The organism is Wolbachia endosymbiont of Laodelphax striatellus (assembly GCF_007115015.1).
Classification (GTDB): Bacteria; Pseudomonadota; Alphaproteobacteria; order Rickettsiales; family Anaplasmataceae; genus Wolbachia.
The window spans coordinates 606,391-631,704 of record NZ_MUIX01000001.1 but is presented as its reverse complement, the minus strand read 5'-3'; the positions used below and the strand labels follow the sequence as shown (position 1 = coordinate 631,704).

16 protein-coding genes and 1 pseudogene are annotated in these 25,314 nt (G+C 34.9%); 9 read left to right on the top strand and 8 right to left on the bottom strand.

The window, feature by feature from the left end; translation table 11 throughout:
• Position 1: 1 nt before the first annotated feature.
• The 4 genes from BVG17_RS02885 (at position 2) to BVG17_RS02870 (ending at position 3,780) form a co-directional block, all read left to right on the top strand.
• Positions 2-1,798 (top strand): aminopeptidase P family protein, encoded by a 1,797-nt coding sequence (locus BVG17_RS02885; RefSeq protein WP_063630699.1) that lies wholly within the window; start codon positions 2-4, stop codon positions 1,796-1,798.
• Positions 1,799-1,893: 95 nt separating this feature from the next.
• Positions 1,894-2,259 carry a hypothetical protein gene (locus BVG17_RS02880; protein WP_063630698.1) on the top strand — a complete coding sequence of 122 codons (366 nt, stop codon included), beginning with the start codon at positions 1,894-1,896 and terminating at the stop codon, positions 2,257-2,259.
• A 91-nt stretch (positions 2,260-2,350) separates the two neighbouring features.
• Complete coding sequence (locus BVG17_RS02875) at positions 2,351-2,995, top strand: alpha/beta hydrolase (protein ID WP_063630697.1); 645 nt, start codon at positions 2,351-2,353, stop codon at positions 2,993-2,995.
• A gap of 5 nt (positions 2,996-3,000) precedes the next feature.
• Positions 3,001-3,780: an SDR family oxidoreductase gene (locus BVG17_RS02870; RefSeq protein ID WP_063630696.1), complete on the top strand. Its 780-nt coding sequence runs from the start codon at positions 3,001-3,003 to the stop codon at positions 3,778-3,780.
• A gap of 241 nt (positions 3,781-4,021) precedes the next feature.
• Here BVG17_RS02870 and BVG17_RS09185 read toward each other — a convergent pair.
• Positions 4,022-5,167, bottom strand: a pseudogene (locus BVG17_RS09185) (IS3 family transposase).
• A gap of 79 nt (positions 5,168-5,246) precedes the next feature.
• Between BVG17_RS09185 and BVG17_RS02855 the strand changes: the two are divergent.
• Positions 5,247-6,170, top strand: a complete 924-nt coding sequence (locus BVG17_RS02855) for an ankyrin repeat domain-containing protein (protein ID WP_143688843.1) — start codon at positions 5,247-5,249, stop codon at positions 6,168-6,170.
• 289 nt (positions 6,171-6,459) lie between these two features.
• Here BVG17_RS02855 and BVG17_RS02850 read toward each other — a convergent pair whose 3' ends face one another.
• From BVG17_RS02850 to BVG17_RS02825, 6 genes are all read right to left on the bottom strand, one after another.
• The gene (locus BVG17_RS02850) at positions 6,460-9,276 is read right to left on the bottom strand and encodes a hypothetical protein (protein ID WP_063630694.1); all 2,817 of its coding nucleotides are present in this window, start codon (positions 9,274-9,276) and stop codon (positions 6,460-6,462) included.
• Positions 9,257-11,611, bottom strand: a complete 2,355-nt coding sequence (locus BVG17_RS02845; protein WP_063630693.1) for a VirB4 family type IV secretion/conjugal transfer ATPase — start codon at positions 11,609-11,611, stop codon at positions 9,257-9,259. Before BVG17_RS02845 ends, BVG17_RS02850 begins: the two co-directional genes overlap by 20 nt.
• Before the next feature lie 51 nt (positions 11,612-11,662).
• Positions 11,663-12,028 (bottom strand): hypothetical protein, encoded by a 366-nt coding sequence (locus BVG17_RS02840; RefSeq protein WP_063630692.1) that lies wholly within the window; start codon positions 12,026-12,028, stop codon positions 11,663-11,665.
• Between the two features lie 104 nt (positions 12,029-12,132).
• Entirely contained in the window at positions 12,133-13,509 is a 1,377-nt protein-coding gene (locus BVG17_RS02835; RefSeq protein WP_063630691.1) for a DUF350 domain-containing protein, read from the bottom strand.
• A gap of 132 nt (positions 13,510-13,641) precedes the next feature.
• Positions 13,642-14,637 (bottom strand): NAD(P)H-dependent flavin oxidoreductase, encoded by a 996-nt coding sequence (locus tag BVG17_RS02830; RefSeq protein ID WP_063630690.1) that lies wholly within the window; start codon positions 14,635-14,637, stop codon positions 13,642-13,644.
• Between the two features lie 5 nt (positions 14,638-14,642).
• Positions 14,643-15,164: a cytochrome b gene (locus BVG17_RS02825; RefSeq protein WP_063630689.1), complete on the bottom strand. Its 522-nt coding sequence runs from the start codon at positions 15,162-15,164 to the stop codon at positions 14,643-14,645.
• Positions 15,165-15,429: 265 nt separating this feature from the next.
• Here BVG17_RS02825 and BVG17_RS02820 point away from each other — a divergent pair, with 265 nt between their 5' ends.
• On the top strand, positions 15,430-16,602 hold the full coding sequence (locus BVG17_RS02820) for an NADH-quinone oxidoreductase subunit D (RefSeq protein WP_063630688.1): 1,173 nt from the start codon (positions 15,430-15,432) through the stop codon (positions 16,600-16,602).
• Positions 16,603-16,671: 69 nt separating this feature from the next.
• Positions 16,672-17,715, top strand: a complete 1,044-nt coding sequence (locus BVG17_RS02815; RefSeq protein WP_063630687.1) for a hypothetical protein — start codon at positions 16,672-16,674, stop codon at positions 17,713-17,715.
• A 257-nt stretch (positions 17,716-17,972) separates the two neighbouring features.
• Here BVG17_RS02815 and recJ read toward each other — a convergent pair whose 3' ends face one another.
• The gene (gene recJ / locus BVG17_RS02810; RefSeq protein ID WP_063630686.1) at positions 17,973-19,712 is read right to left on the bottom strand and encodes a single-stranded-DNA-specific exonuclease RecJ; all 1,740 of its coding nucleotides are present in this window, start codon (positions 19,710-19,712) and stop codon (positions 17,973-17,975) included.
• A gap of 665 nt (positions 19,713-20,377) precedes the next feature.
• Here recJ and miaB point away from each other — a divergent pair.
• Entirely contained in the window at positions 20,378-21,700 is a 1,323-nt protein-coding gene (gene miaB, locus BVG17_RS02800) for a tRNA (N6-isopentenyl adenosine(37)-C2)-methylthiotransferase MiaB (protein ID WP_063630685.1), read from the top strand.
• Positions 21,701-22,143: 443 nt separating this feature from the next.
• Positions 22,144-25,314, top strand: coding sequence for an isoleucine--tRNA ligase (gene ileS, locus BVG17_RS02790; RefSeq protein ID WP_143688842.1), 3,171 nt, complete (start codon positions 22,144-22,146; stop codon positions 25,312-25,314).

Below are 25,314 nucleotides of genomic sequence, written 5' to 3'. Positions count from 1 at the left end.
CATGTCAAAAATCGAAGAATTTCGCTCTTTTATGCACGAAATAAATGTTGATGCATTTATTTTGAATACTAAAGACGAGTATTTAAATGAATATTCAAAAGAGTTAGCAGAGTTATGTGGCTTCACGGGAACAAATGGGCTACTTATCGTTACAAAGAGTAATAAGTGCCCATTTTTTACAGATGGACGCTATATCACACAAGCTCGCAGTCAGCTCGATCAGGGCAGTTTTCGAGTATATAATATACAAGAAGAGGATCCACACAAATGGGTAAAAGCAAACTTAACATTGACTACCTCACTGGGTTACTATCCGCAATATTTTACTATGAAGGACATAAGAAAATATGAAGGCATTTGTAAACTAGTACCATACTTAATTAAAAAAGATAGTAGTCATAAAGCACAAACAATAGTCTCACATGTATCTGGTGAGAGTGGTAAGGATAAATGTGAAAGAGTAGCTAAAAACATAGAGGCTGAAGCAGTGCTTCTGACTGATCCAAATTCAATTTCGTGGTTATTAAATTTAAGAAATGAAAGTGCTGAATATACTCCTTGTATATTGGGTCGTGCTATATTGTATAAAAATGCCAATGTTGATTTATTTATTCAAGATAAAGAACATTCAACTATAGAAGCAAATTTTGATAACCATATAAATGTTTTTGATATTAGTGAGCTAGAAAATTCACTACATAAGTTAAATTTGGTGGTGATAGATCCAAGCACGACTCCAATGAGCATTATGAATGCAATAGATCCCTTGTATAACCATTATTTAAATGAAAAATCAGCTTCGGTGTCATTCCAGTGCTTGACCAGAAATAAAAAAGCATGGATCCCAGTGTCAAGCACTGGGATGACAATAAGTAATGAAAGAGGTCTAATAGAAAATAAGCAGATAATTGAGAAGGAGGATCCTTGTTTGATTCACAAAGCAGTAAAAAATCAAACTGAAATAACTGGAGCTATAAGTGCGCACATCAAAGATGGAGTAGCAGTTATAAATTTTCTATATTGGCTTGAAAACAATATTGACAGTGAAATTACTGAGCTTGAAGCTGAAGAAAAAGTTTTAGAATACAGAAAAGAGCAGAATTTGTTTAAGCAACCGAGTTTTCCAACAATTTCAGCATTCAACGAGAATGGAGCAATCATTCATTATCGTGCAAGCAATAAGACAAATAAAGCTATTAAAAAAGATGGACTATATTTGATCGATTCTGGTGGTCAGTACCTTGATGGTACAACCGATGTTACAAGAACTGTAGCAATTGGCGATCCAACTAATGAGCAACGAGCTCACTACACAATAGTACTAAAAGCTCACATTGCTTTAGCAAGTGCAGTCTTTCCTTCTGGCACTACTGGTGGGGAGTTGGACATATTAGCGCGCATACATTTATGGAATTTTGGAATGGACTACATGCATGGTACAGGGCATGGAGTAGGAAGTTATCTTTCGGTACATGAAGGACCGCAAGCAATATCAAAAGGAAATAAAGTGAAACTCATGCCAGGTATGATACTTTCCAACGAACCTGGCTACTACATTCCAGGAAAGTATGGAATAAGGATTGAAAATCTTATGTATGTTGAAAAGCAAGAAAATAGCTTCTTAATCTTTAAACAATTGACCTCTGTTCCTTATGATAAAAAGCTAATAGATGTACAAATGCTTATTGAAGATGAAATTAAATGGATAAATAGCTACCACCAATTTGTCTATAGAAATTTAGAAAATAGCATAAAAGATAAGGAATGGTTAAAGAGTATGTGTGACCCTTTAAAATAGCTAATTTGTCATTTAATCAAGTATTAATATGGCTGTTTTTGTATTGTTTTTGACTTGAAAACAATATATAATATGGGTTTCAAGTAGGTGTAATTATGACAGATAAAGTGCAAGATGATGAATTTATGAAGCAGTACATGGATACTTGCAAGGAGCAAATAGAAAAATTGGCAAGCGATCCTAATTTGCTTCAACAGACCTTAAAGCCATTCATGCAAATGTCTCAGCAACTTATGGCTGGTGGAATGTTAGAAGGAAATATGCCTAGCATGATACCTGATATGGGTGGTATGGATATCAACAAGATGATCGCTCAGATGAAGGAAATGTATGATTACATAAAGAGTAATCACAAAGAACTCATGAGAAAAGATGCTTCACAAATTCAAGAGCTTGATGATTCTAGCAGAAGACTGAGAGGCATGGTCAAGAAATTGATAGAGAAAGTTGAAGCTAAGTAGTATTTATTCATATCAAAGAGCTATAGCAGTAGTGAGGTCTTGTTCCTCAAATTTAGTATTACCGTAAATATAAACATAAAGGGATGAAGAGATGATTGAACTACAAAGCCAAGAAATTTGCCCAAATGGAAATAAGAAAAATTTGATTATTTTTTTTCATGGTTGGGGTTCAAGTGGCGATAATTTCGTTCATCTTGCTAAAGTTATGGGCAAGTTTTTGCCTGATTCATATCTAGTAGTTCCCAATGCTCCATTTGAAAGAGAAATAGGTGATGGTTATCAGTGGTTTAGTTTAGAGGATCGTAGTGAGGAAGCACTATACAGTGGAGTGAAAAATGCTGCATCAACTGTAAATCATTTTATTGATACAAAATTAAAGGAGCTTAATTTAAAAGATACTCAGCTTTCTTTAGTTGGATTTTCTCAAGGGGCAATGCTTGCGATGCATGTAGCTCTTACCCGGCTTCAGTCTTGTGCATCGGTTGTTGCATATTCTGGTAGGTTTCTTTCTCCTGCAAAAACTGCACCAGAGATAAAATCGAAACCTAACATATGTGTTATTCATGGTGACGCTGATGATGTGGTACCTTTTTCTTCCCTTAATTTAGCGGTTAAAGCTCTGAAAGAAAATGGAGTAAACGCTCAAGGATACCCAATTCATGGATTAGGCCATATTATTAATGAAGAAGGAATAAGGTTAGGGGTTGAGTTTATCAAAAAGAATTTTGGAAATTAATTTCCATGCACTTGTTTTGCTTTGGTTACGGATATGTAGCTAAATTTCTATCGAAAAAATTGCTAAACTTAGGCTGGAAAGTTAACGGTACATCAAGAAAGAAAGATATACAACTTTTTGATTATGACAAGGTTGATCAAGATCTGCTTAAAAGCGTAACGCATGTTTTAGTTTCTATTCCTCCAGACGGCGATGATGTTATGGAGAGATACGGTCATTGTCTGGAGAATATTAAATGGCTTGGTTATCTGTCTGCAACTAATGTTTATGGTGACCACTGTGGTAATTGGGTGAATGAGGAATCTGAAACAAAGCCTATAGAAATAAGAGGAGAAAAGCGCCTTGAGTCTGAAAAGAAGTGGCTAAGTAGCAAATTGCCTGTACATATTTTTCGTTTGGCTGGGATATATGGTCCTGGTAGAAATGCGCTAATTGACCTGCAGCTTGGCAAAGCAAGAAATGTGAAAAAAATTTTTTCTCGTGTTCATGTTGAAGATATATCGAATATTTTATTTTCTTCCATGCAAAATATAAAGCCTTATGAGATATACAATTGTGTAGATGATTTACCTGCTACGCAATCTGAAGTGGTCACGTATGCAGCCGAGCTTCTCAATATTAGCCCTCCAGAGCCAGTTGAGATTTCTTCCGTACCAAATTACGCACGGGGTTTTTATTTAGGGTCAAAAAAAGTAAGCAATACTAAAATTAAAAAAGATCTTGGTGTCTCTCTAGTTTATCCTGATTACAAGTTGGGTTTAAAGAGTTTGTATATATTAGAATAGAGAAAATAGATTGCCAGATGCAAAAATTTTCTTGAATGTTCCTTGTTTTGATGCAGTACCACTAGGCATACTATTATATAGAGGTAAATATGTTCAGCACTCAATCGCTCCCGGTTGAAAATATTCTATTAAATCAAGCCGCTTATAACGGTAACATAAATGAAGTTAGGTTATTACTTAATGTAAAAACTGATATCTGACCTTACCCAGAAAAAGTAGACAGAAAGTTAAGACGTTTTTGCTATGAGAATGATGAATCAAAAAGCTCAGGAATGCAATAGTTAATAGTAGAATGTCTACGCTGTTTATTATAAAAAATTTCTATATATTCAAATATTGCGGTTTTAGCTTGTTGTGCAGAGTGTTGTGAAGTATCAATGAGTAACTCTCTCTTAAGTGAACTAAAAAAGCTCTCTGAAACAGCATTATCATAACAACAACCTTTGTGACTCATACTAGAAGTAATATTTTTTGTACTTAGTAAAAATTGATAATTTTTAGAGGTGTATTGCGATCCTTGATCGCTATGAAATAGTAGATTTTTAGGAGATTTGCGCCTACCAATAGCCATGAATAACGCATCTATAACTAATTGCCTATTTACTGCATTACTCATTGACCACCCAATCACCATGCGTGAATATAAATCTATTATTGCTGCCAAATATAACCATCCTTCATTAGTTTTTATGTACGTAATATCAGTTACCCATATCTTGTTAGGTTGATCAGCGATGAAATTCTGATTTAATATGTTAGGAGTTATAACTCTATTGTCTATTTGTGGTTTTTTACTTTTAAACTTTCGTCTAAGCTTAGCTTGAATGCCATTTTTCTGCATAATATTTTGCACTGTTTTGATGTTATAATTTTTACCTAAAGCCTTTAATTCAGCGTGAATTTTAGGAGCTCCGTATCTGCATTGTGATGATCGATATACCTTCTGAATATCTTGTATGAGCTCTTCTCTTATTGATTTTTTGTTGTTTTTTTCCTTAGTAATCCATTTATAATAACCACAAGCAGATACGTTCAAAAATCTGCATAATTCCCGTATTTTATAGCAGTTTTCATGTTCTTTTATAAAAGAATATTTTACTCTTTTTGGTTTGCAAAATATCCCAGGGCTTTTTTTAAAATGTCTCTTTCCCTCGTTACTCTTGCCAGCTCTTTCTTTAAATCAAACTTTTCTTTGTCACAATGAGCTACTTTCCCCTTTCCTGGAAACGCATCTACTCCAGACATTCTATCATTGTATGTTTTTACCCATCTGCTTACCGCTAATACCCAAATCTCTTGCTATTTTTGCTGATGATTGACCTGTTTCTTTTACTAGTCTTATAGCTTCAATTTTGAATTCTGCTGTATATTCTTTTCTTTTTGTCATACCACACCTCTTTGAAAAAACGTTTTATTTTACTTCAAAAACGTCTTAACTTTCTGTCTACTTTTTCTGGGTAAGGTCAATCAATATCAAGGATAAAAAAGGATTTACAGCCTTGCATTTTGCTGTTTATTCAGGACATTTAGACGTAGTAAAGTTACTAATCAGTAAAGAAGCTAATATTCATGCAAGAACTACTAAAGGCAGTACAGTTTTACACTTTGCTGTTGCAGCTAAAAGCAAAGCTATAGTAGAGGAGTTAATTAAAGCGGGAGCTGATCCCAATATAAAAGACTGTACTGATGGTAAGACACCTTTACATATTGCTGCTCAAAATGGACTTGTAGAAGTTGTAAAGGTGTTACTTAATACTCAAGAAATTGAGATTGATGCTAAAGACAATGAATTTGGTATAACAGCTCTGTACTTAGCCTCTCAGAACGGACATACTGAAATAGTTGAACTATTAATTAGCACAAAAAATGCTGATGTTAACATAGTAGATAAAAAAAATAATGTCACACCCTTGTATCTAGCTGCTCAGAATGGGCATGAAGCAGTAGTCAAGTTGCTTCTTGATAATGGTGCTAAGGTCAATGGCTGTAATGTCGATAGAGATCCTTTAAGTGTAGCTATCAAGAATGGCCATAAGAAAATAGTTGAGTTATTACTTAGTATAGAAGGAATAAATGTCAATATTGGCGATAAGATTGGCAATACACCTCTACATATAGCAGCTATAACAGGCCGCAAAGAAATAGCAAGATTACTATTAGCAAAAGGAGCTGATGCTAATATTAAAAACCATTCAGGAGATACTCCTTTACAAATAGCTGAGATAATTGAAAACTCTACAGTTTTTATGCTTGAAAAGGATACAAATTCAGTACTTCTTGTGAAAAAAGGAGTTAAGGAGCTTTTGTCACAACATGTGAAGAACAACAAACCTAGCTCATCAGTAGATAAAATTGACGTATCTGTTCAGCAGAGTAGCAAAATAAGATAGATGAGAAAACTAGTTTGTGACATTGGCGTCCAGTTAAATTTACATGGATTCCAGTGTCAGCTACTCGAATGACATTATGGAAGCTGTGATGACAAGGAAGGAAGCACTAGAAAGAAGTGGGTGTCACGCACTGGAATGACATCTTCAATTTCTATACAGCTGTGCATCACGCACTGAGATGACATTATGGAAGCTGTGATGACAAGAAAAGAAACACTGTTTTCACATGCATCTGTCTCAGTGATGTAAATTCAACTTTACCCCATTTGCAACCATCAGGGTCCTTTTACTATGATCCTAACAATTCGTTTTCGATTTCTTTCTTAATTGTATCAATAATCTTTTTATCAAGTTTATTTATTAAGGAATCATCAATACCTGTGATGTCATCTGGATTTTGTATCATTTTTTCAATAGCATCATCTATTTTTTTTACTCTTCCTTTATTAATTTTCTCAAACATAGGTTTAATCTTCACATAACCAGGAGCACCTTTACTATAAGTCCCTGTGTTTTGATTGATACAACCGCCAGCACCGTATTTTTTATTCACATAGTTTTTACTACATTTTTTTACATTTTCATACCCAATTTCACCATTTCTTATGTATGCTATTTTATTATCCTCCCCAGAGTTTAGCTTATCTCCTCTTGTAACTTTTTCTTCTAATTTTAAACTTTCTTCATGAATTATTGTCTCTTTATAATCTATTTTTCCATAGGTTCTGTATGTACCACCACCTGCAACAGTAATTAAATCTTTACAAATTATTTCTGAAGGGTCTTTGCACATTTTTATTAAAGTTGGTCCCCCATCTTTGTTAGATTTATAATCTTCTTGCCCACCACCACCTTCTGTTACTTTTACTTTAATGTAGGGATAATCGGGGTTGATTTTTAGTTTAGCTTTAATGTAATCACCTGGCCTTCCTTGCTTGCTTACAGTAGACCGAGCTTTACCAATTATATGACCAGCTTCACCACCTCCCCATGCTTCTATTTCAACGTAATCATATACCAATAAGTTGTCTGTATAGCCATCTCCAAGCTCATAAGATTCTTTATTACTCCTTTCAAGCTCCTGCTTCTTATTTCTCAATTGCGTTACTATTATTTCACGCAATCTCTTTTTTAAACCGTCTAAATCGAACCTGCATAATTTATCAGCGAAAAAGACTTCTGTTCTATTTGCTTTAATTGGATTATCTAACTTCGTTACAACGCCACTTTTATCTTGTGAAACTCTTAAGTAAAAAGGCTTATTATCCTTGCCTACATACTGTGTTGAGCGACTACATACTCCATCAAAGCAAAGGCAACCATAATCGACTTGATTACAATTTTTTTCTTCACGCTTTCCATTTTTTAACTCATATACTATTTTGCATTTGTCACAATTTTGTTTTGTATCTACCTCTTTATCCTCTTTTGCCATGCAGTTATCTCTAGACTTATTTTCAGCAGGAATGGAAATATATCCTTTTTTATTAAATATTATTTCATTCAGTGCATCTTGTGGCTTTGCTAAAACCTCAATTGTTTCGTTACAGGGAAAATAATAAAGCTGATCAGACTCCTTTGAATAAACAGTATTGTATTTATTGTATCTTGCCCCCATTGATTTTAGCGATATTAGCTTACTTTCTTTTTCAAGAACAAACTCCTCTGGTTCTGGTTGCCACCCAGAAAGGCAGAGCATTTTACTTTTAGAATTTTCTTTATATTTTATTTCTACTTTTGGATATCCTGAGCCATCTAGTTTGCACTTACCATTCTGAAGCTCTTTACATTCTGCTTCGATATCGGGAACATACCCATATTTTTCTAGAACTTCAAATTGCGAATTATTTTTTAATATACCTTCTATTACGCTATCGATGTCGCTTTTACTGTTACTGCTATCAGTTGTTTTTGCCACTATTGCTGGCTTTACTACTTTTAAAGGTAGATGGCCAACATATGTAGGAGAATTTTTATTAACATAAAAAGTACAGATGCCATTACTGTGAGTTCCACGTGCGTCATAAGTACAAACGTTCTCACTCATCTTCATTTTTACTTTTAGCGTATTTTCGCCTTTACCCTCATTAGGCTTTGGTATGCTCACTTCTTCAATCTTTGGAGCAGGTGGCGCTGGGAAGCAGCGAGCAGGAAATTGTAATTTTCTTTCGGACTCTTCTTCCTCAGTACCATAGTATTCAGCGCAGAGCTGACCTTTTTTTCTATAAGTTTTAAAGTGATGGTGGGTATCTTTATCTGGAATAGGATATGTCCAACTTGGAATATTATTGTGATTTGAAACAGCAGATGGAACATATATCTCCCTTCTTTCCTTCAGCTCACCAATAATGACTCCAACTCTTGGATTAAAGTAATCATTATCTTGGTTTCTTATAGGAACAATTCTAACTTGCGGTGGTGACATCGCAAGTTGTTCACAGAATGGAGGTGGACCAGGTGCAAGTGGCACAGGGGCACACTTTACTTTTGTTTGATAGCATGTATCACAAACTTTTTCCATCTCTCCAGGACGAAAAATATTTTCTCCAGAAAATACTCTAGAGCCCCATGAAGAAATTCCTGACATACAAGCCCCCTTTTGACTACAAGCGCATATTTTAGGGGCGTTAGCAAATTTTACTTTTTCTTCATCAGTAACACCATCTGCCCACTCCCATCCAAGACCTTGGGCAATTTCTCCTCCAGCTTTTGTTTTATCTCCTTCCCAATCTATAAAAGCTGCTGCAGAAACTCCAGCTCCTGTACTCTGCGTTCCATATATCTGGCGGCAGAATGTTCCACTGGATAATATATAACAGTTGTCGTTCCCTTCGTAATCGCAGACCTTAATCTTTGGATCGAAGTAACCGCCTACTCCTTGATCTTTCACCATTGTTACTTTGATTTCTTTTAATAGATGAGGATCAAAATCCAGGCTACCCCACTTGCCAGTAAAGAAGTTCCAAAAGCCTTTACCTACTTTACTTGCATTTGCCTCAATATCAGTATTACTTTCCACAAAACGCGGACAATCAGCATATCCTTGATAAGAAAGACAAAATATCAAGGAGAATATCAATAAAAAATTAAGCTTTACATTTTTCATAGAACACCGGTAACCACTTACTCACTTTCTCGCCTTTTTCCTTCATCGCCTCATACATATACTTTATAGTCTCTTTATTAGCTGAAAGTACATGTATTTCTTTTATATTCTTCAAATCTAGATTTAAAGTTACTAAACCTTTGTATTGCTTTATCAAAAATAAACCTTCCTGTGTTGGTGTTTGCAAAATGACATTCAGTTCCTCTTTCGACAGAGAAAATGCTTTCATGTATAACCTGTTTGCATTTATGTTCGGCATCAGGATTCTCGTATCGACATGCTTATCTAAATATTGAGTAAACTTGCTAGCAAATGCTAGGTTTAAGTTTTCAGTACTTAGAATTACTACAACATTTAACTTTGTCATTCTTTGCATCCAGTCGTCAAACTCTCCCTCTGTAGGAAAAATATTACTTATCTCCCATGCTTCATCCAAAACAAGTATTGCAGGTGAGCCATCACATTTTGCTTCGAAAGAGTATAAGAAATAGTAAAGTATCACGGACATACATTCTTTTTGCTTAGTGAGATTTGCAGTATTAAGGGATATAGTTTTTGTTCCCCAGTCAATATCTGACTCATCACCATCTTGGAATAAGTAAGCAAATTCACCTTCACCACACCATTTACTTATTTTGCCTCCAAGAAGTAAAAGCACTTCAGAAATTTGAGAAATAGATCGCGATTCTCTTGGTATAGCAAATATAGAATCTACAATTTTTTTTGTCTTTTCTTCTACGTCTACCAAACTTGCATCTGCAACCATCCTTTTGATCAATTCAACAAGCATATTGCGATTAGAAGCACTATCTTCAATGTTCAGTGGGTTAAATTTTAGACTTTTATCTTTATATTTTGGATCAATTATGTAATATTGGCCGCTTACTGCTTTAGTAAATATTATTGATTTTCCAGTATTATCCAATATAACAATCCTAGGGTTAAATTTTCTTGATTCCGAAAGTAAGAAATTGATCAGTGAGGTTCTACCTGAATTTGGAGCTCCAAGTATTGTGGTATGACCATTATTTTTCTTTCCATGAAAGTTAAAAAAGTAAGGACTGCCTTTTTTTGAAAAAAAAACTGTTACTGCTTCTTTCCATCTTCCTCCTTTTAACGTACCTGATGTAAAATCATGCAACATAGCAAAGCTGCAAGCATATTTTTCTAATATATTTTTTGGTTGTGTAACAAAAGCAAAGTTTCCAGGAAGCTGTGCCCAAAAATGATTTTCCATGTGCAGATCAGTTCTAAACATCATCAACCCGATTAACGACATTACAGAGGATAAATCGCTGATATTTTTAGCTAACCTATTCTTATCATCTGCAAAGATTGTAACAATAATTTTCTGTTGACAAAAATCCATAGCAGAAATTTTTTCAAGCTCTATTATTTCATTTATTCCTGAGTTTTGAAGTAAGGTATTGTCCTCACTGATTTGCAGTATATTAATTTGTTTTTTAAATTCTTTTACTGCTTTATTATTACTAGTAAATATTATTATTTCTGTGATGATAAGCTCAGAGTCAAGTTGCAAACACCTATCTATATTTTCTAAGGGGATTTCTCGATATTCCTTTATGCAAAAAATAGAACCAAACTTCTGTTGACCTTCAAACGATGTTTGAAATTTATTGAAACCAAAAGCTACTTTTAGGTTTTTCACATGCTGCGATAGATCCCTTTCACATATTGGATAATCTTTGTGCGTTAATGTAATAATGTAATGGAGAAATTCCATCATTTGAGAATATATTTTGCCTTCACTAGACCTAAGGCCCAGTTTTTTAGCTCCAAAAGGTTCTAAATCTTTTTGAATCAGGTCAGTTATTTTTTGTAATTCTTGATGATTTTTTTGTAAAAATAACTTGTGCCTATTCTTTATCCTGCCAAAAAAAAATGCATTATTAATATGTTTGCCAAAATCACTAAGTAACACCACAATGTATAACTCATTTATATACTGTAGTTTACTATCAACTAGTTTATTAAACCACGTTGAGTGTAGCTGATCGGAAAAGTCTGCAGTTTTATTCCACTGTAAGCTCAGTTTATTGCGCTTACGGACAGTGTGAATCCAAACTGTAAAATATAAACTCTGGATATTTTTTGATATACTTTTTCTAATTTCAGTTCTAAGATCACCATAGTTATCAACTGAAGAATAGTCTTCTAACTTGATTATTTTTAACAATTCCCCTTGTTTTGTTAGTATAGTTTCTTCATCGTAGTGGCAAGCATAAGGGATAAAATCTAAATTAATACTTTCTAGTAACGCTAAATTGTTCTTTTTTTCAGAATTAGAGCTAGTGGCTGGTACTTTTGGTTGCATACAATATCATTCGTATTCAATAAAAAGATAATAAAGAATCATCTATCTTACTTAATCCTTATCTTCTTTTTTGTTATTGGATTGTAACTGTATGTCCTTTGCAAAGTTGAATTTTTCTTTCAGGTAATCTGTTGCCTTTTCTGTGCTTCCAAACATCATGACCAGTACGCCAAACATTATCATGAAAAAAATTAGGCCTCTGAACACTACTGCAAGTATCACTGTAGCTATACATAAACCTATAATTGTTGAGGGACTCATATTTTCTACAGTGTCTTTAACTGAAAATGAAGAAATAAGTTCTTTCAACGTTCCTGGTATATTTTTCAATTCATCACTTGCTTTGCTAGAACATGACATGAAGATAAAACTTAACAGGGCTACAATAGCAAAAACTCTACCCAATTGAATATGCATCAGCTAAATACCTTTAAGATACTCCTCAAATGTAACAATTTTTACATCAATAGGCAAGAACCGAATTCACTTGCTCACCATAAGTAACTCATATTTAACTTTTATCACCGTGTTAGCTCTTTATTATCAACAAGAGGACTCACACTAATGGATGTCAATTTACTTGACAGAATATTTGAACAAAATTCAGCAGCAGCTGCTGTAGCAAACACTGCAGCCACCACAAACAGTCCTGCTCCTACTAATCCTGATGTCATTGCTCCTGCAACAATGCACCCTATTGCTAAGAGAGCAGAACTTGTTACAAGTGCGACGTGAAGATTTTTGTTTTTGATTTTACTATTATTTTCATAATTATTGGATTGCATTGTATCTTCTACCTTACTGCCTGTCACTGAGATCACACAATGAGGCCCTTCTTCAGTCTTCTTATAATATTTAGAAGGGGATCTTCTTCCGCTTGGCCCTTTGGGCCTTGTTTTGTTCGGATGTGCTAATTTTGTTTTTCCTTCATCTTCTAGTTGCAAACCATTATCTTCCTCAGCAGGGTTTAATTTTAAGTGTACACTTTCCTCAGATGAAATTGAAGTTAAGCTGCTCCTTCTGCTACTTGATGCCAAGCCAGATGAATTTATTCCACTATCTGAGTCATTGCCACTACTGAGTTTAGAAGTATTTGCACCGCTTGGCACTTCTACAGCATTCACAGTTATGTTAGGCTTTTCATTTTTTAAATCTTTACTATCAATCGAAAGATCAGATTGACTACTCAATTGTGATTGTGCGATCTCCTTTCTTTCTTGCAGTTGTTTTGATATAAGAGCTGTTGAAGCATCATAACGATCTAAACTTCTCAAGGGATTATATATTCCAGGGGTTCCTTTTCCACTTACACCCTTAGCTAAAGAATCGCTTTCTAGAGCATTAACAACCGAATTTTCAGCAATTACAACTTCACTAGGAAAATTTTTTTTCTTAAATAATCCTGTAGCATTATCTTGTCTATCTGTTTGATGACTTTTTTGATTTTGAATAGTGCTACTAGAATGATTTTTGTCACTGCTTTTATTAGCAATCTCTGAAATTATTTTTAATATTTTTCCTCTTCTTGTTGGTGACCCTTGTGATTGTTCTATTTCATTGTTAGATACTGAAGGTTCGACCTTTAATTTCATTACTTCTTCTTCCAATACTGGAAGAAAGTTTTTGGTATAATAATTATAATATTCTTCTTGTTTTCTCAATGACTTTTCTAATTCAATTAATACGTTGGGAGCAGCTCCTTTGTTGAACAATTCTATGCATTCTGTGATAGTCCCATCTCCCTTTTTTGGACTTTCATTATTATGTTTTTTTTTTGTGACCTTTTTGTATATATTGGTGAACAGTTTACGATCTTCTTCATTACTCAAAGATTGAATAAGCTCTTCTATTTTATAAGGTAAATCATTACTTCTAGATTTTTTTAAAGTACCTAGCATAACATTCCTCTCATACAAATAAAATGTATGAATACCTCTTTAGCGTTAATTTTACATTAAAACTGGGCAGTTATGCCTTATTGCGGATAATTATAGCAATTTGCTAACTATTTTCTTTGCTGATTACTGATTTTACATTTCAACATAATTGCTTGCCTGTTGAACTAGCATATCTATCACTTCTTTTACAGGCTTTTCTCTATCAACCATGCCAACACTTTGACCGGCCATCAAAGATCCTGTTTCAACATCTCCATCAATTACTGCTCTTCTTAAGGCTCCAGCCCAGAACTTTTCTATTTCAAGTTGCCCCTCTTCTTTTGAGATCTGTCCATTTTGATATTTATCGATAATGTCTCTTTGATGCTTCATAAAATCGTCACTTGCTTTGTTAGCTATAGCTCTTACTGGAATTACAGGAAAATCAGCACTGATCTGCACAGAAGATACTGCATTACGCGCAGCTGATTTGATAAACACTTCTTTAAAATTTTTGTGGGCAATTGACTCATTTGTGCAGACAAATAATGTACCTATTTGACAGCCACTTGCTCCCATCTCTAGGTATTGCACTATCATTTCGCCTTTTCCTATTCCACCTGCGACAAACACTGGTATTTGTTCATTTTTAAAATGAGGTAATATCTCTTGTGCGAGAACAGAAGTGCTAACAGGACCGATATGTCCTCCTGCTTCCATACCTTCTATTATTAACGCATCTACTCCCATTTTTACTAACCTTTTCGCAAGGCTTAATGCTGGTGCAAAGCATATAACTTTAATGCCTGCACTCTTGATTTTTTCTATATTAGGCTTCGTTGGTAGTCCACCGGCAAGCACTATGTGGCTTACTTTCGTTTCAATGCACACATCTATCAACTCACTCAACTTTGGGTGCATAGTAATTAGGTTTACACCAAATGGCTTATGAGTTAATTTTTGTGTTTCTATGATTTCTTTTTTCAGTAAGTCTGGAGACATTGCACCACATGCAATTACGCCAAATCCACCAGCATTTGAGATTGCTGAAACCAAATTTCTTTCCGAAACCCAGCTCATAGCACCACCCATTATCGCAAACTCACTACCGAGAAAATTCGTTCCTTTCTTCCAAAGCCTGCTCAACATATAGCCTATATCATACGTTTAAAAATATTTTGTTTATCTATGAATGTATGTTTCAAAGCGCCAATTATATGTAAGATTATAAAGAGTACCATAAAATACGCAAGTATCGAGTGTAACTGATTAGCTGCACTAGCTAGATCTTCATTATGGTTAATTAATAAAGGGATATGAAAAAAATATTTGATTTCTTTGCTAGAAGCAGAAGACATGACATAACCAGATAGCGGTATTAGCACCATCAAAGCATATAAACAAAAGTGTATCGTTTTGCTCGCATTGATTACGAATCGAGAAAAATTGGCTGGTAATGGCGGAACATAAGTAAAGACGCGAAAAAATATACGTACTACAATTAATGCAAGAACGGTGATACCACAAGCCTTATGAATAGCGTATATGCTGAATTTAATTTCACTGCTAATCGGCAAATTTTTCATGTACAGCCCAGAACAAAGCATACCAATAATAAGAGCAGACATTAACCAATGAATGATCCTTAAGCCTAAACTATATTTATTGTTTTTCATTAATTTTGATTACTCTAAAGTAGAATTTATATAGTAGAAAAACTATTTCTCAATCAAAATTATCTATACATAATTTCGCTGCCTTGATCAACATAAGTGCAATAATTGTATGTGACACATAAACATTGTCTATCAGATTATGAAGAAGTGGTGAAGTTTTTGAGAGTTTTTTCTATTGTAACGATGAGTTATAGCTTGTACAAGAAGCCTATTGACTTTAAGCACATTTTACCCTATAAAGTTCCAATACCTTAAACTACCAAGCATGCCTGATCTAAAGACAATGATGTTAAACTTTGGACCGCAGCATCCAGCCGCACATGGAGTGTTGCGTCTTGTTTTAGAGATGGATGGAGAGGTGATTGAGAGGGCAGATCCTCATATTGGGCTTTTGCATCGCGGCACTGAAAAATTGATAGAACATAAAACTTATCTTCAGGCTCTTCCTTATTTTGATCGCCTTGATTATGTGTCACCAATGTCGCAAGAGCATGCATATTCATTGTGTGTAGAAAAGTTATTGCAATGTGAAGTTCCGATTAGGGCAAAATATTTGCGTGTTCTATTTTGTGAGCTGACAAGAATACTAAATCATTTACTCAATATATCTTCCCAAGCGCTTGATGTTGGGGCAATGACCCCTCTTTTGTGGCTCTTTGAAGAGAGAGAAAAAATACTCGAATTTTATGAAAGGGCCTCAGGTGCAAGATTTCACGCAGCTTATATAAGACCAGGTGGAGTTGCAGCAGATATTCCAGAAGGTTTGATTGAGGATATTGCAAAATTTATAGCGCAATTTCCAAAGTATATAGATGATGTTGATGAGCTTCTAACAGAAAACAGGATATGGAAGCAACGCACTGTAGAAATCAGCAAGATATCAATTAAAGAAGCTCTTGATTGGGGCTTTAGTGGACCGATGCTGCGTGCTGCTGGTCTCGCTTGGGATTTGCGGAAAAGCCAGCCATATGAGATATATGATCAGCTAGATTTTGATATACCAATCGGTCAAAATGGTGACTGTTATGACCGTTATTTAGTAAGAATGGCGGAGATTAGGCAATCTATCAGCTTGGTGAAGCAATGCATAGAGAAGATACCTGAAGGGCCAATAAAAACTGAAGATAGAAAAATTTCTCCACCGCCAAGAGAGGAAATGCAAGAATCCATGGAAGCTATGATTCATCATTTTAAGCTTTATTCAGAAGGATATCACGTGCCAGAGGGTGAGGCTTACGTAGCTGTTGAGGCACCAAAAGGCGAGTTTGGAGTATACATAGTTTCAGATGGTACCAATAGACCTTACAGATGCCGAATAAGAGCACCTGGCTTTGCGCATTTACAGGCCTTAGATTTCATGGCAAAAGGACACATGCTTGCTGACATTGCAGCAATTATCGGTTCACTCGACATAGTCTTTGGTGAGATTGATAGATAAACCCGCTTATTCATTACATATTAACTTTCATGTTCTATGCTGCGCCTAAATAATTTATGATAGGCTAATATGGGTTTTTTTATTGATGAGATTAATCTTTTTTCAAGTATAGACCTTTTTAAGGTTAAACCAGACTATCAAGTAAGAGATGAGATTAAAACTAAAATAAGCACAATTCTTCCATATAAACATACAATTAATGTTGAAGAAAGTAATATTAAGGTAGAGTTATTTCATTCAGATATCACTGATGCACAACTAGAAGAAATTGAAAAAGTTATAAATGACACTTTCAAACTATGTCAGAAATATAAAATTGTTCCAAACAATACAGATTTTAACTTCCGTATATTTCTATTTGAAGATCGTGAGCAATATGACGATGTACGTAAAGTATATTTAGGAAGGGAGGAAGATACATCGGACGAGATGGGACTTACTATTAGTAAACTAAGTGAACCATTTGCACTTCCTGATGTGTTAATGAAGTTTCTTCCCTCGTCTGAAATTAACTATCTTACTCTCTCTCATGAGTTTGTACACTGTATGCAAGAGATGACAAAGCATAAAGATTTACCTCCGTTAAAATTGCTGGAAGAGGGTACTGCAATGGGAATTTCATGTGAGCTCTTAGATGAAAATGTATGCAATACTCCATGTCAAAAAGGAATAATGGATGGTATTAAGACAGTCTTTGCTAAAGATATACGTTTTATAAATAATTCCCCATCTGATCTCACGGAAAGTGACAATTATTCAGTTGGGTTAGTAATGTTCAATTTTCTTCAAGATCAGCATCCTGAAATTATCAGCAAAATTTATGAGAATTACTTAACAGGAGGTACTGCTAAACTTACTAATATGTGGCAAAGGTTACACTGCATTGATTCAGAATTTCGATATTGGTTGCTTGGCACTACTGCAAAGAAAATACGTAGTCAAGATAAAATAAACTATGATCTAGAAAAAGAAATACTTCGTGATATTGAAGAGCATTCTTGTACACAAAATCCTGAATTTAAAAATATAGTGGATAAACTTTCTAAAATGTATAGCGGAACTCATGAAACATTAGAGTGGGCAGAACAGATCCTTGAAACTTATTTCATTTAATAGAAAGACTTCTAAACTTGATGTTACCTTGAGTTAAACTTTATAGATTTACAAAAGGTTAAAGGATAGAAAAAATGAGCAAAGCTGACAAGCATTTTTTATGTTAGCTCTGCTCATAGGAGCTTATCAAAAAAAAGCTAAGATAGGTCCATTTTCACTAATTTTTCCTATGAATTCATCGTCCATGATTTTTAGCTTTTACGATGAACACCTTGGACGTTAAGATGCTTAGTAACAGGATTTGCTTGTGAGATATGTTAATTACGTGTTAGCACATCTTCTATTAAAAACTGCACAAATTCATTGCCATTCCAGTAATTCATAGAGATTTTACCCAAAATGGCTTTAACATTACCCTGCATAATAGCAGAGCCAAGCTCAGTATTTGTACAGCGAAACGCAATAGCTTTGACCATAACATTATCGTCAGCAATAAAACATTTTATATGATCAACTCCTATAACTTCCGGCTTTCTTATCTTTGCTCCTTGGATGATAAATCTCGGTTCAGGATTGCCAACACCAAATGGCTCTAAGCGTTGCAATTGATTCCACAGGGATAAGTTTATTGCTTTAGCTGTTACTATACCATCAGCTTTTATGATTTTGTCATTTGTAGAGTTTGCAAATCTTTCAGTAAAAAAATCATGTAGATCACTTATTTTGTCTTCCTTAATCGAAAATCCCGCTGCCATACTGTGACCGCCACCTTCAATGATTAGGTTGGTAAATTTTGCAGAAAGAACCGCAGCACCAATATCTACTCCAGAAATTGACCTGCAACTTGCTTTTCCTATTCCATTGTTTAAAGATATCACTATTGTTGGTAGGTGAAACTGCTCCTTTAGTCTTGATGCAATGATACCAATTATTCCTTGATGCCAATTGCCACTTACCATTATAAAATTTACACCTAATAAGGTAAATTTTTCTGCCTGTGTTGTAGCTTCTAAGAGAGCCTCATTTTCTAACACTTTTCTTGCATTATTTAAATCTATTAATTTTAGCGCGATTGAATGCGCCTCTTCTTCATCATCGCTGGAGAGCAACCTTGCACCGAGTGATGCTTCTCCAATTCTTCCTCCGGCATTTATACATGGCCCAATATTAAACCCTAACCGTGAAGCACTTGGTTTTTCAAGGATTCCCAAAGCGTCAAACAAAACACGTAAGCCAACATTTTTTCTTGCTGACATAACTTTTAATCCTTGTAAAACAAAAGCCCTATTTAGGCCTGTGATCTGCATAACATCGCAAACAGTTCCAAGTGCAACAAGGTCCAGTAGATCAAATAAATCTGGTTCTTTTTTGTTGGTAAAAAATCCTTGCTCACGTAGGCTTCTGTTAAGGGCAACAATTAGCAGAAATGATACTCCAACTGCTGCAAGATTAGTATAAGGAGAACTCTCATCAAGGCGGTTGGGATTAACAACTGCTACAGCACTTGGTAATTTTTCTATACCAAGGTGATGATCGACAACTATAATATCAAGTCCAAAAACCCTTGCCTCTTCTATTGGTTGATATGCAAGCGTACCGCAATCAACAGAAATACATAAATCAATACCATTCTTTTTAAGTTGTAATAAAGCATCTGTGTTCAATCCATAGCCCTCATCAACACGATCTGGAATATAGATTATAGAGTGTGTCCCAATCGCTCTTAGGTACCTATTAATCAATGCTGATGACGTTGCGCCATCAACATCATAGTCACCAAATACTGCAATATTTTTATTATTGTTTATTGCTTTTATTATGCGAGAAACAGCTTTATCCATATCAAGGAGGTGAAAGGGATCTGGTAATAGCGATCTGATTAGTGGATGTAAGAAGTCATGTGCATTTTCGATGTTAACACCACGAGCAACTAATATTCTTGCTAATATTTCTGGCAACTCAAATCTCTGTATAAGAGTTAAAATTTCCCTTTGATCTGCTTCTTGTAACTTCCACAGTGCATTTGTTATACTGCGTTTTTCAATATCAAGTAGCATATCCTTTGTAAATAAAACTACTTTACCAGAACTTTTAAGCTTGTTCTATAATTGTATTAGACTTCTGCGTAACCTAAAGAAAGATATAGGAGGGTGTCACCCGAAAGGAATCACATTTATTTTGACAAAGAGCATCTACAAAATCTGATACTTCTTCTTACATAACATGCTCTTTAATTAGTATTATATCTATATTAGCATATAAGTGTGAATATTATATTAGTGTAATTACTTTTTAGGTATGCATGGCAAATTTATGCCTGGAAATGGTTTTTAATTACTCGAACCTTTTCTACCTTTATTTTATATTCTTTAAAGTATTTCTATTTTTTACACTTTTTTATAAAAGCAATAGGCGCCTATTGTTTTTTTTTAACTTAAAAATAAAAGTTAAGTATCTGGAATTCTAGACATAAAATCCTCCTGAAGATTAGAAAAAAATGCAGCGCACATACAACAGAATTTGAACGTGTGCTGAAGAATACGTTTTTTGTTGAAAAATTGACTGAAAAGTCTGCAGACGAAGATAGATTTTGAGCTCTTAAAATATCTCTGCTGTTATAATAAGGAAAGCGAGAAGGTTTGTCAAGCAATCTTTATTGGCTGTTGTACTAGAATCCAGTTTTTCGTATAATTTGCTAGAATTTGTGTGAAGAATTTTAAATATGAAAGGCCTATACATTAAAACTTACGGCTGTCAGATGAACGTTTATGACTCTGTTTTAATGGAGAATATAGTTAAGCCTCTAGGGTTCAGTGTTGTAAGTGATGCAGAAAAAGCTGATTTGGTGATATTAAATACTTGTCATATTAGAGAGAAGGCAGCAGAAAAGCTTTACTCAGAGCTTGGAAGGATTCATTCATCACAAAAAAATAAAGAAATGACCATAGTGGTGGCTGGGTGTGTAGCACAAGCAGAAGGAGAAGAAGTGTTCAGAAGGGCTCCTTTTGTTGATATTGTTGTTGGTCCGCAGAGTATTGCTGCTTTACCGGAGTTGATAGTCAAAGCAAGTAGAAGTAAAGGTCATGTAATAAATACTGATTTTCCTGAAGTTGCGAAGTTTGATAAATTGCCAGACGAATGTTATGGTAATAATCAAGGGTCTTCTTCGTTTCTTGCTATACAAGAAGGTTGTGATAAATTTTGTACGTTTTGTGTGGTGCCTTACACTCGCGGGGCTGAGTATTCACGACCAGTAAATGAAATATTCCGCGAAACATTGAAGTTAGTTGCAAATGGAGCAAAGGAAATTACTTTGCTTGGTCAGAACGTCAATGCTTATCATGGGGAGTGCGAAGGAGAAGTGTGGGATTTAGGAAAATTAATTAGTTACATTGCTAAAATTGAGAAGCTAGAGAGGATTCGTTATACAACTTCTCATCCAAGAGATATGCATGAATCTCTCTACTTGGCACATGCGGAGGAATCAAAACTCATGCCGTTTGTTCATCTACCTGTGCAATCAGGTTCGAATAAAATATTGCACGCAATGAACAGAAAGCATACGGCAGAGGAGTATTTGGAAATAATAGACAGATTGTGCAAATTGAAACCTAAAATTGAATTTTGTTCTGATTTTATCGTTGGTTTTCCTGGAGAAACTGAAAAAGATTTTGAAGAAACTATGAAATTAGTAGAAAAAGTAAAATATGCTCAGGCTTATAGTTTTAAATATAGCCCAAGACCAGGTACACCGGGAGCAGAAAGAAAAGATCAAGTAACAGAAGAGGTTAAAACAGAGCGCCTTCTTCGATTACAGGAATTAATTAGCAAGCAACAACTTGAATTTAATCAGAGTATGGTGGGGAAAACTATTCCTGTTTTGTTCAGCGATAAAAAAGGTAAACACCACAATCAAATTATTGGTAAAAGCACGTATATGCAATCAGTATGCGTTGATGACCCTGATGATGAATACAAAGATAAAATAGTAAATGTAAGGATATTGGAAGCTCGGCAAAATAGTTTATTGGGATGCGCTGTCTAATAGAAGATGGTTTCTATGAAGAAAAAACGCTTCTATGTTGCTATTGTTTAAAGTTTTTCAGTTACTTAAGCTAATAATACTCAAAGAGCTATATTCCTTTATTCTACAAGTGCAAGAAGCCTTATCTATATAACTTCCAGGACTATTAGCTGTTTTTGGTCCCCATTTAAGGTGTGACTTTTTAATCTCTCCAGAATCATTGTATTCATAAAAACGTGAGCTCCAAGTAGGATTGTTTCTACTATTGCTTTTACTGGTATCATGAAATTTCTGATAAGGCCAATTGTTATTGTTTCTGTTCATCTTCAACTTAAGTAAATAAATCTGATCAATTAATATCTTGTACACGACAATGTCAATACCTTTTTATGTTTATAGAAATAGAGTTTTTGAATTTGTAATTTTCTGGAAAGCTCTATATTCTTTGATTTTATCCAGTTAAAATGAACATGAAGCATTATCCTGATACAAGCAGTAGTCCTGATTTTTCATTACTAGAAAAGGAAATCATAAAATTTTGGCAGGAAAATAAAATTTTTGAGCAGTCAGTCAAGAAACGTTCCAAGGATCATTGTTTTGTATTTTATGATGGGCCTCCGTTTGCAAATGGACTTCCGCATTACGGACACTTACTTACTGGTTTCATCAAAGATGCATTTGCAAGATATCAAACTATGCTGCAAAAAAGAGTTGAACGTAGATTTGGTTGGGATTGTCATGGACTGCCAGCTGAGATGGGCGCAGAAAAGGAGCTTGGAATATCTGGCAGAACTGAGATAGAAAAATTCGGGATTAAGAAATTCAATAATCACTGCCGTACTTCTGTGATGAAATTTTCATCAGAATGGGAGAAGTATGTAAATAGACAAGCAAGATGGGTAGATTTTCACAATGACTATAAGACTATGGATAAGTCATTCATGGAGTCGGTCATGTGGGCATTTAAGCAGCTTTATGATAAAGGTCTGGTGTATGAATCAATACGCGTTGTTCCCTATAGCTGGGCGTGCGAAACTCCACTCTCTAATTTTGAAACAAGGCTTGATAATGCATATAGAGAAAAAATTAGCAAAGCTGTAACTGTTGCTTTTGAACTTTTAGAAAATCCAAAGCAATTTAAACAAAAATGTAGATTACTTGCTTGGACTACAACGCCTTGGACGTTGCCGAGCAATCTTGCACTGGCAGTAGGGGAGGATATTGAGTATTGTATGGTGTTAGTAAATGGTGAAGTCTGCATCTTTGCTGAAAGTTATTTAGAGAAATTTGTCAGCCACTGTGAACAAAGCAATATTCAATATGAAAACTGTAATACAAAACTTAAAGCGAGTGATCTTGCAGGTCTTTCCTATAAACCACTGTTTGATTACTTTAAAGATACAAAGAATGCGTTCCGTGTTTTCATTGCTGATTATGTTACAGCAGAAGACGGCACTGGTGTCGTGCACACTGCTCCTGGATTTGGTGAAGAAGATTTTTACCTTTGCCAAAGCCATGATATTCGAGCTGTTTGTCCAATTGATAACGGTGGGAAATTTACTGCAGAAGTTTCAGATTTAACAGGAGTTCATGTTTTTGATGCCAATGATACAGTAATAAAAAAATTAAAAGAGCAGGGGAGTTGGTTTAAGACTGAGCAACATATTCATAATTATCCTCACTGCTGGAGAACTGATACTCCCTTGATCTATCGCACTATGCCTTCTTGGTACGTTGCTGTGACAAAGTTTAAGGGAAGAATGACAGAGCTAAATAAGAGAGTTAATTGGATGCCAAATCATATAAGAGATGGTCAATTTGGAAAATGGCTTGAAGGAGCGCATGACTGGTCTATTTCACGCAATCGATTTTGGGGTACGCCAATTCCTGTGTGGAAATCAGATGATGCAAAATATCCAAGAGTGGATGTATATGGTTCGATAGCAGAACTAGAGCGAGATTTTAATGTTAAAATAGATGACTTGCACAGACCATTTATCGATACTTTGATAAGACCAAATCCTGATGATCCAACAGGAAAATCAGTTATGCGTCGTGTGCCTGATGTGTTTGATTGTTGGTTTGAGTCTGGCTCGATGCCGTTCGCGCAAGTTCACTATCCGTTTGAAAATAAAGAATGGTTCGAGAAAAATTTCCCTGCGGATTTTATCACTGAATATATAGCACAAACAAGAGGATGGTTCTATACGCTTTTTGTGCTTTCCACTGCTTTATTTGATAGTGAGCCATTTAAGAATTGCATATGCCACGGTGTGGTTCTTGACGTGAAAGGTCAGAAATTATCCAAGCGTTTAAATAATTATGCAGATCCAATGGAGGTTTTTGACAAATGTGGTTCTGATGCGCTGCGTTTTCTTATGCTATCTGGTTCCATTGTTTGCGGTGGTAATTTACTACTCGACAAAGAAGGAAAATCGATACGAGATATTCTGAAGGACGTAATAAAACCTATTTGGAATAGTTATCACTTTTTTACCATGTATGCAAATGCAGATGGAATTAGAGCTGAGGTTTGTAAAGATTATCAGAGTACCATTGATCGCTACATGATTTCCAAATGTTTTGAAGCTGTGGAAAGTATACAAGCTTCTATGAACAACTATAATTCCCAAGAGGCTTGTAAAACCCTGATGAATTTCTTTGAAGTGTTAAATAATTGGTATATTCGTCGTAGTCGTGAGCGTTTTTGGAAAAATGATTTAGATCAAGACAAAACTGATGCTTATAATGTTCTATACACAGTTTTTTATTACATACTACGGGCTGCAGCTCCTTTGTTGCCACTCATAACAGAGACTATATGGCAAGGGCTTGAGTACAAAGAAACATCTGTTCATTTGGCTGATTTTCCACAATCAGATAGATATGACAGTGAACTCATTGCCAAGATGGATTTGGTAAGAGAGATATGTAACTCTGCATTATCCATCAGAAATACGTTTAACATGCGCATCAGGCAGCCACTTGGCAGTATGACCATTTATCATAGGTCTTCCTGCGATTTCCTTAAAAATGAATATCAAGAGATAATAAGAGATGAGGTGAATGTAAAAGAACTAGAAATAGTAAGTGATTTGAAAGAAGTTGCGTCACTAGAGCTAAAACTAAATTTTCCGCTACTTGGTAAGAAGGTTGCAGATAAAATCAAGAAACTAGTTCAATATGTCAAAGAAGAAAAGTGGAGACAAATTGAGAATGAGCAAATATTTCTGGGAGATGAAACAGAGAGCTATACTATAGAAAAAGGTGAGTATGAACTATTATTAAAAGCAAATAGTGAATATTCTTCTGTATTTGATAACAATAAAGGGATTGTTGTTCTGAGTACTGAGCTCAATGATGAACTAATTCTAGAAGGACTCGCAAGAGATGTTGTGAGGCTTATTCAAGAAACTAGAAAACAAGCTGATTTCCATATATCAGATAGAATCAGAGTAATAATTAAAGCAGAAGATGAGAAAATTAAGGAAGCAATAACTACATGGAATAAATATATAAAAGAACAGACCCTTGCCTTATCTTTGGATACTAATAAAGAGATCGAGGCCGATTTCTATTCTAAAGAATATCAAGATTTGATAGTTGGTATTAAGTTAATAAAGTTGCAAAGTTAG

Coding starts and splice junctions, on each gene's coding strand:
- BVG17_RS02820 (WP_063630688.1), top strand. CDS start 15,430: ATGCCTGATCTAAAGACAATGATGTTAAACTTTGGACCGCAGCATCCA.
- recJ (WP_063630686.1), bottom strand. CDS start 19,712: ATGCTACTTGATATTGAAAAACGCAGTATAACAAATGCACTGTGGAAG.
- BVG17_RS02835 (WP_063630691.1), bottom strand. CDS start 13,509: ATGCTAGGTACTTTAAAAAAATCTAGAAGTAATGATTTACCTTATAAA.
- BVG17_RS02830 (WP_063630690.1), bottom strand. CDS start 14,637: ATGTTGAGCAGGCTTTGGAAGAAAGGAACGAATTTTCTCGGTAGTGAG.
- BVG17_RS02885 (WP_063630699.1), top strand. CDS start 2: ATGTCAAAAATCGAAGAATTTCGCTCTTTTATGCACGAAATAAATGTT.
- BVG17_RS02840 (WP_063630692.1), bottom strand. CDS start 12,028: ATGCATATTCAATTGGGTAGAGTTTTTGCTATTGTAGCCCTGTTAAGT.
- miaB (WP_063630685.1), top strand. CDS start 20,378: ATGAAAGGCCTATACATTAAAACTTACGGCTGTCAGATGAACGTTTAT.
- BVG17_RS02815 (WP_063630687.1), top strand. CDS start 16,672: ATGGGTTTTTTTATTGATGAGATTAATCTTTTTTCAAGTATAGACCTT.
- BVG17_RS02845 (WP_063630693.1), bottom strand. CDS start 11,611: ATGCAACCAAAAGTACCAGCCACTAGCTCTAATTCTGAAAAAAAGAAC.
- BVG17_RS02870 (WP_063630696.1), top strand. CDS start 3,001: ATGCACTTGTTTTGCTTTGGTTACGGATATGTAGCTAAATTTCTATCG.
- ileS (WP_143688842.1), top strand. CDS start 22,144: ATGAACATGAAGCATTATCCTGATACAAGCAGTAGTCCTGATTTTTCA.
- BVG17_RS02880 (WP_063630698.1), top strand. CDS start 1,894: ATGACAGATAAAGTGCAAGATGATGAATTTATGAAGCAGTACATGGAT.
- BVG17_RS02825 (WP_063630689.1), bottom strand. CDS start 15,164: ATGAAAAACAATAAATATAGTTTAGGCTTAAGGATCATTCATTGGTTA.
- BVG17_RS02875 (WP_063630697.1), top strand. CDS start 2,351: ATGATTGAACTACAAAGCCAAGAAATTTGCCCAAATGGAAATAAGAAA.
- BVG17_RS02850 (WP_063630694.1), bottom strand. CDS start 9,276: ATGAAAAATGTAAAGCTTAATTTTTTATTGATATTCTCCTTGATATTT.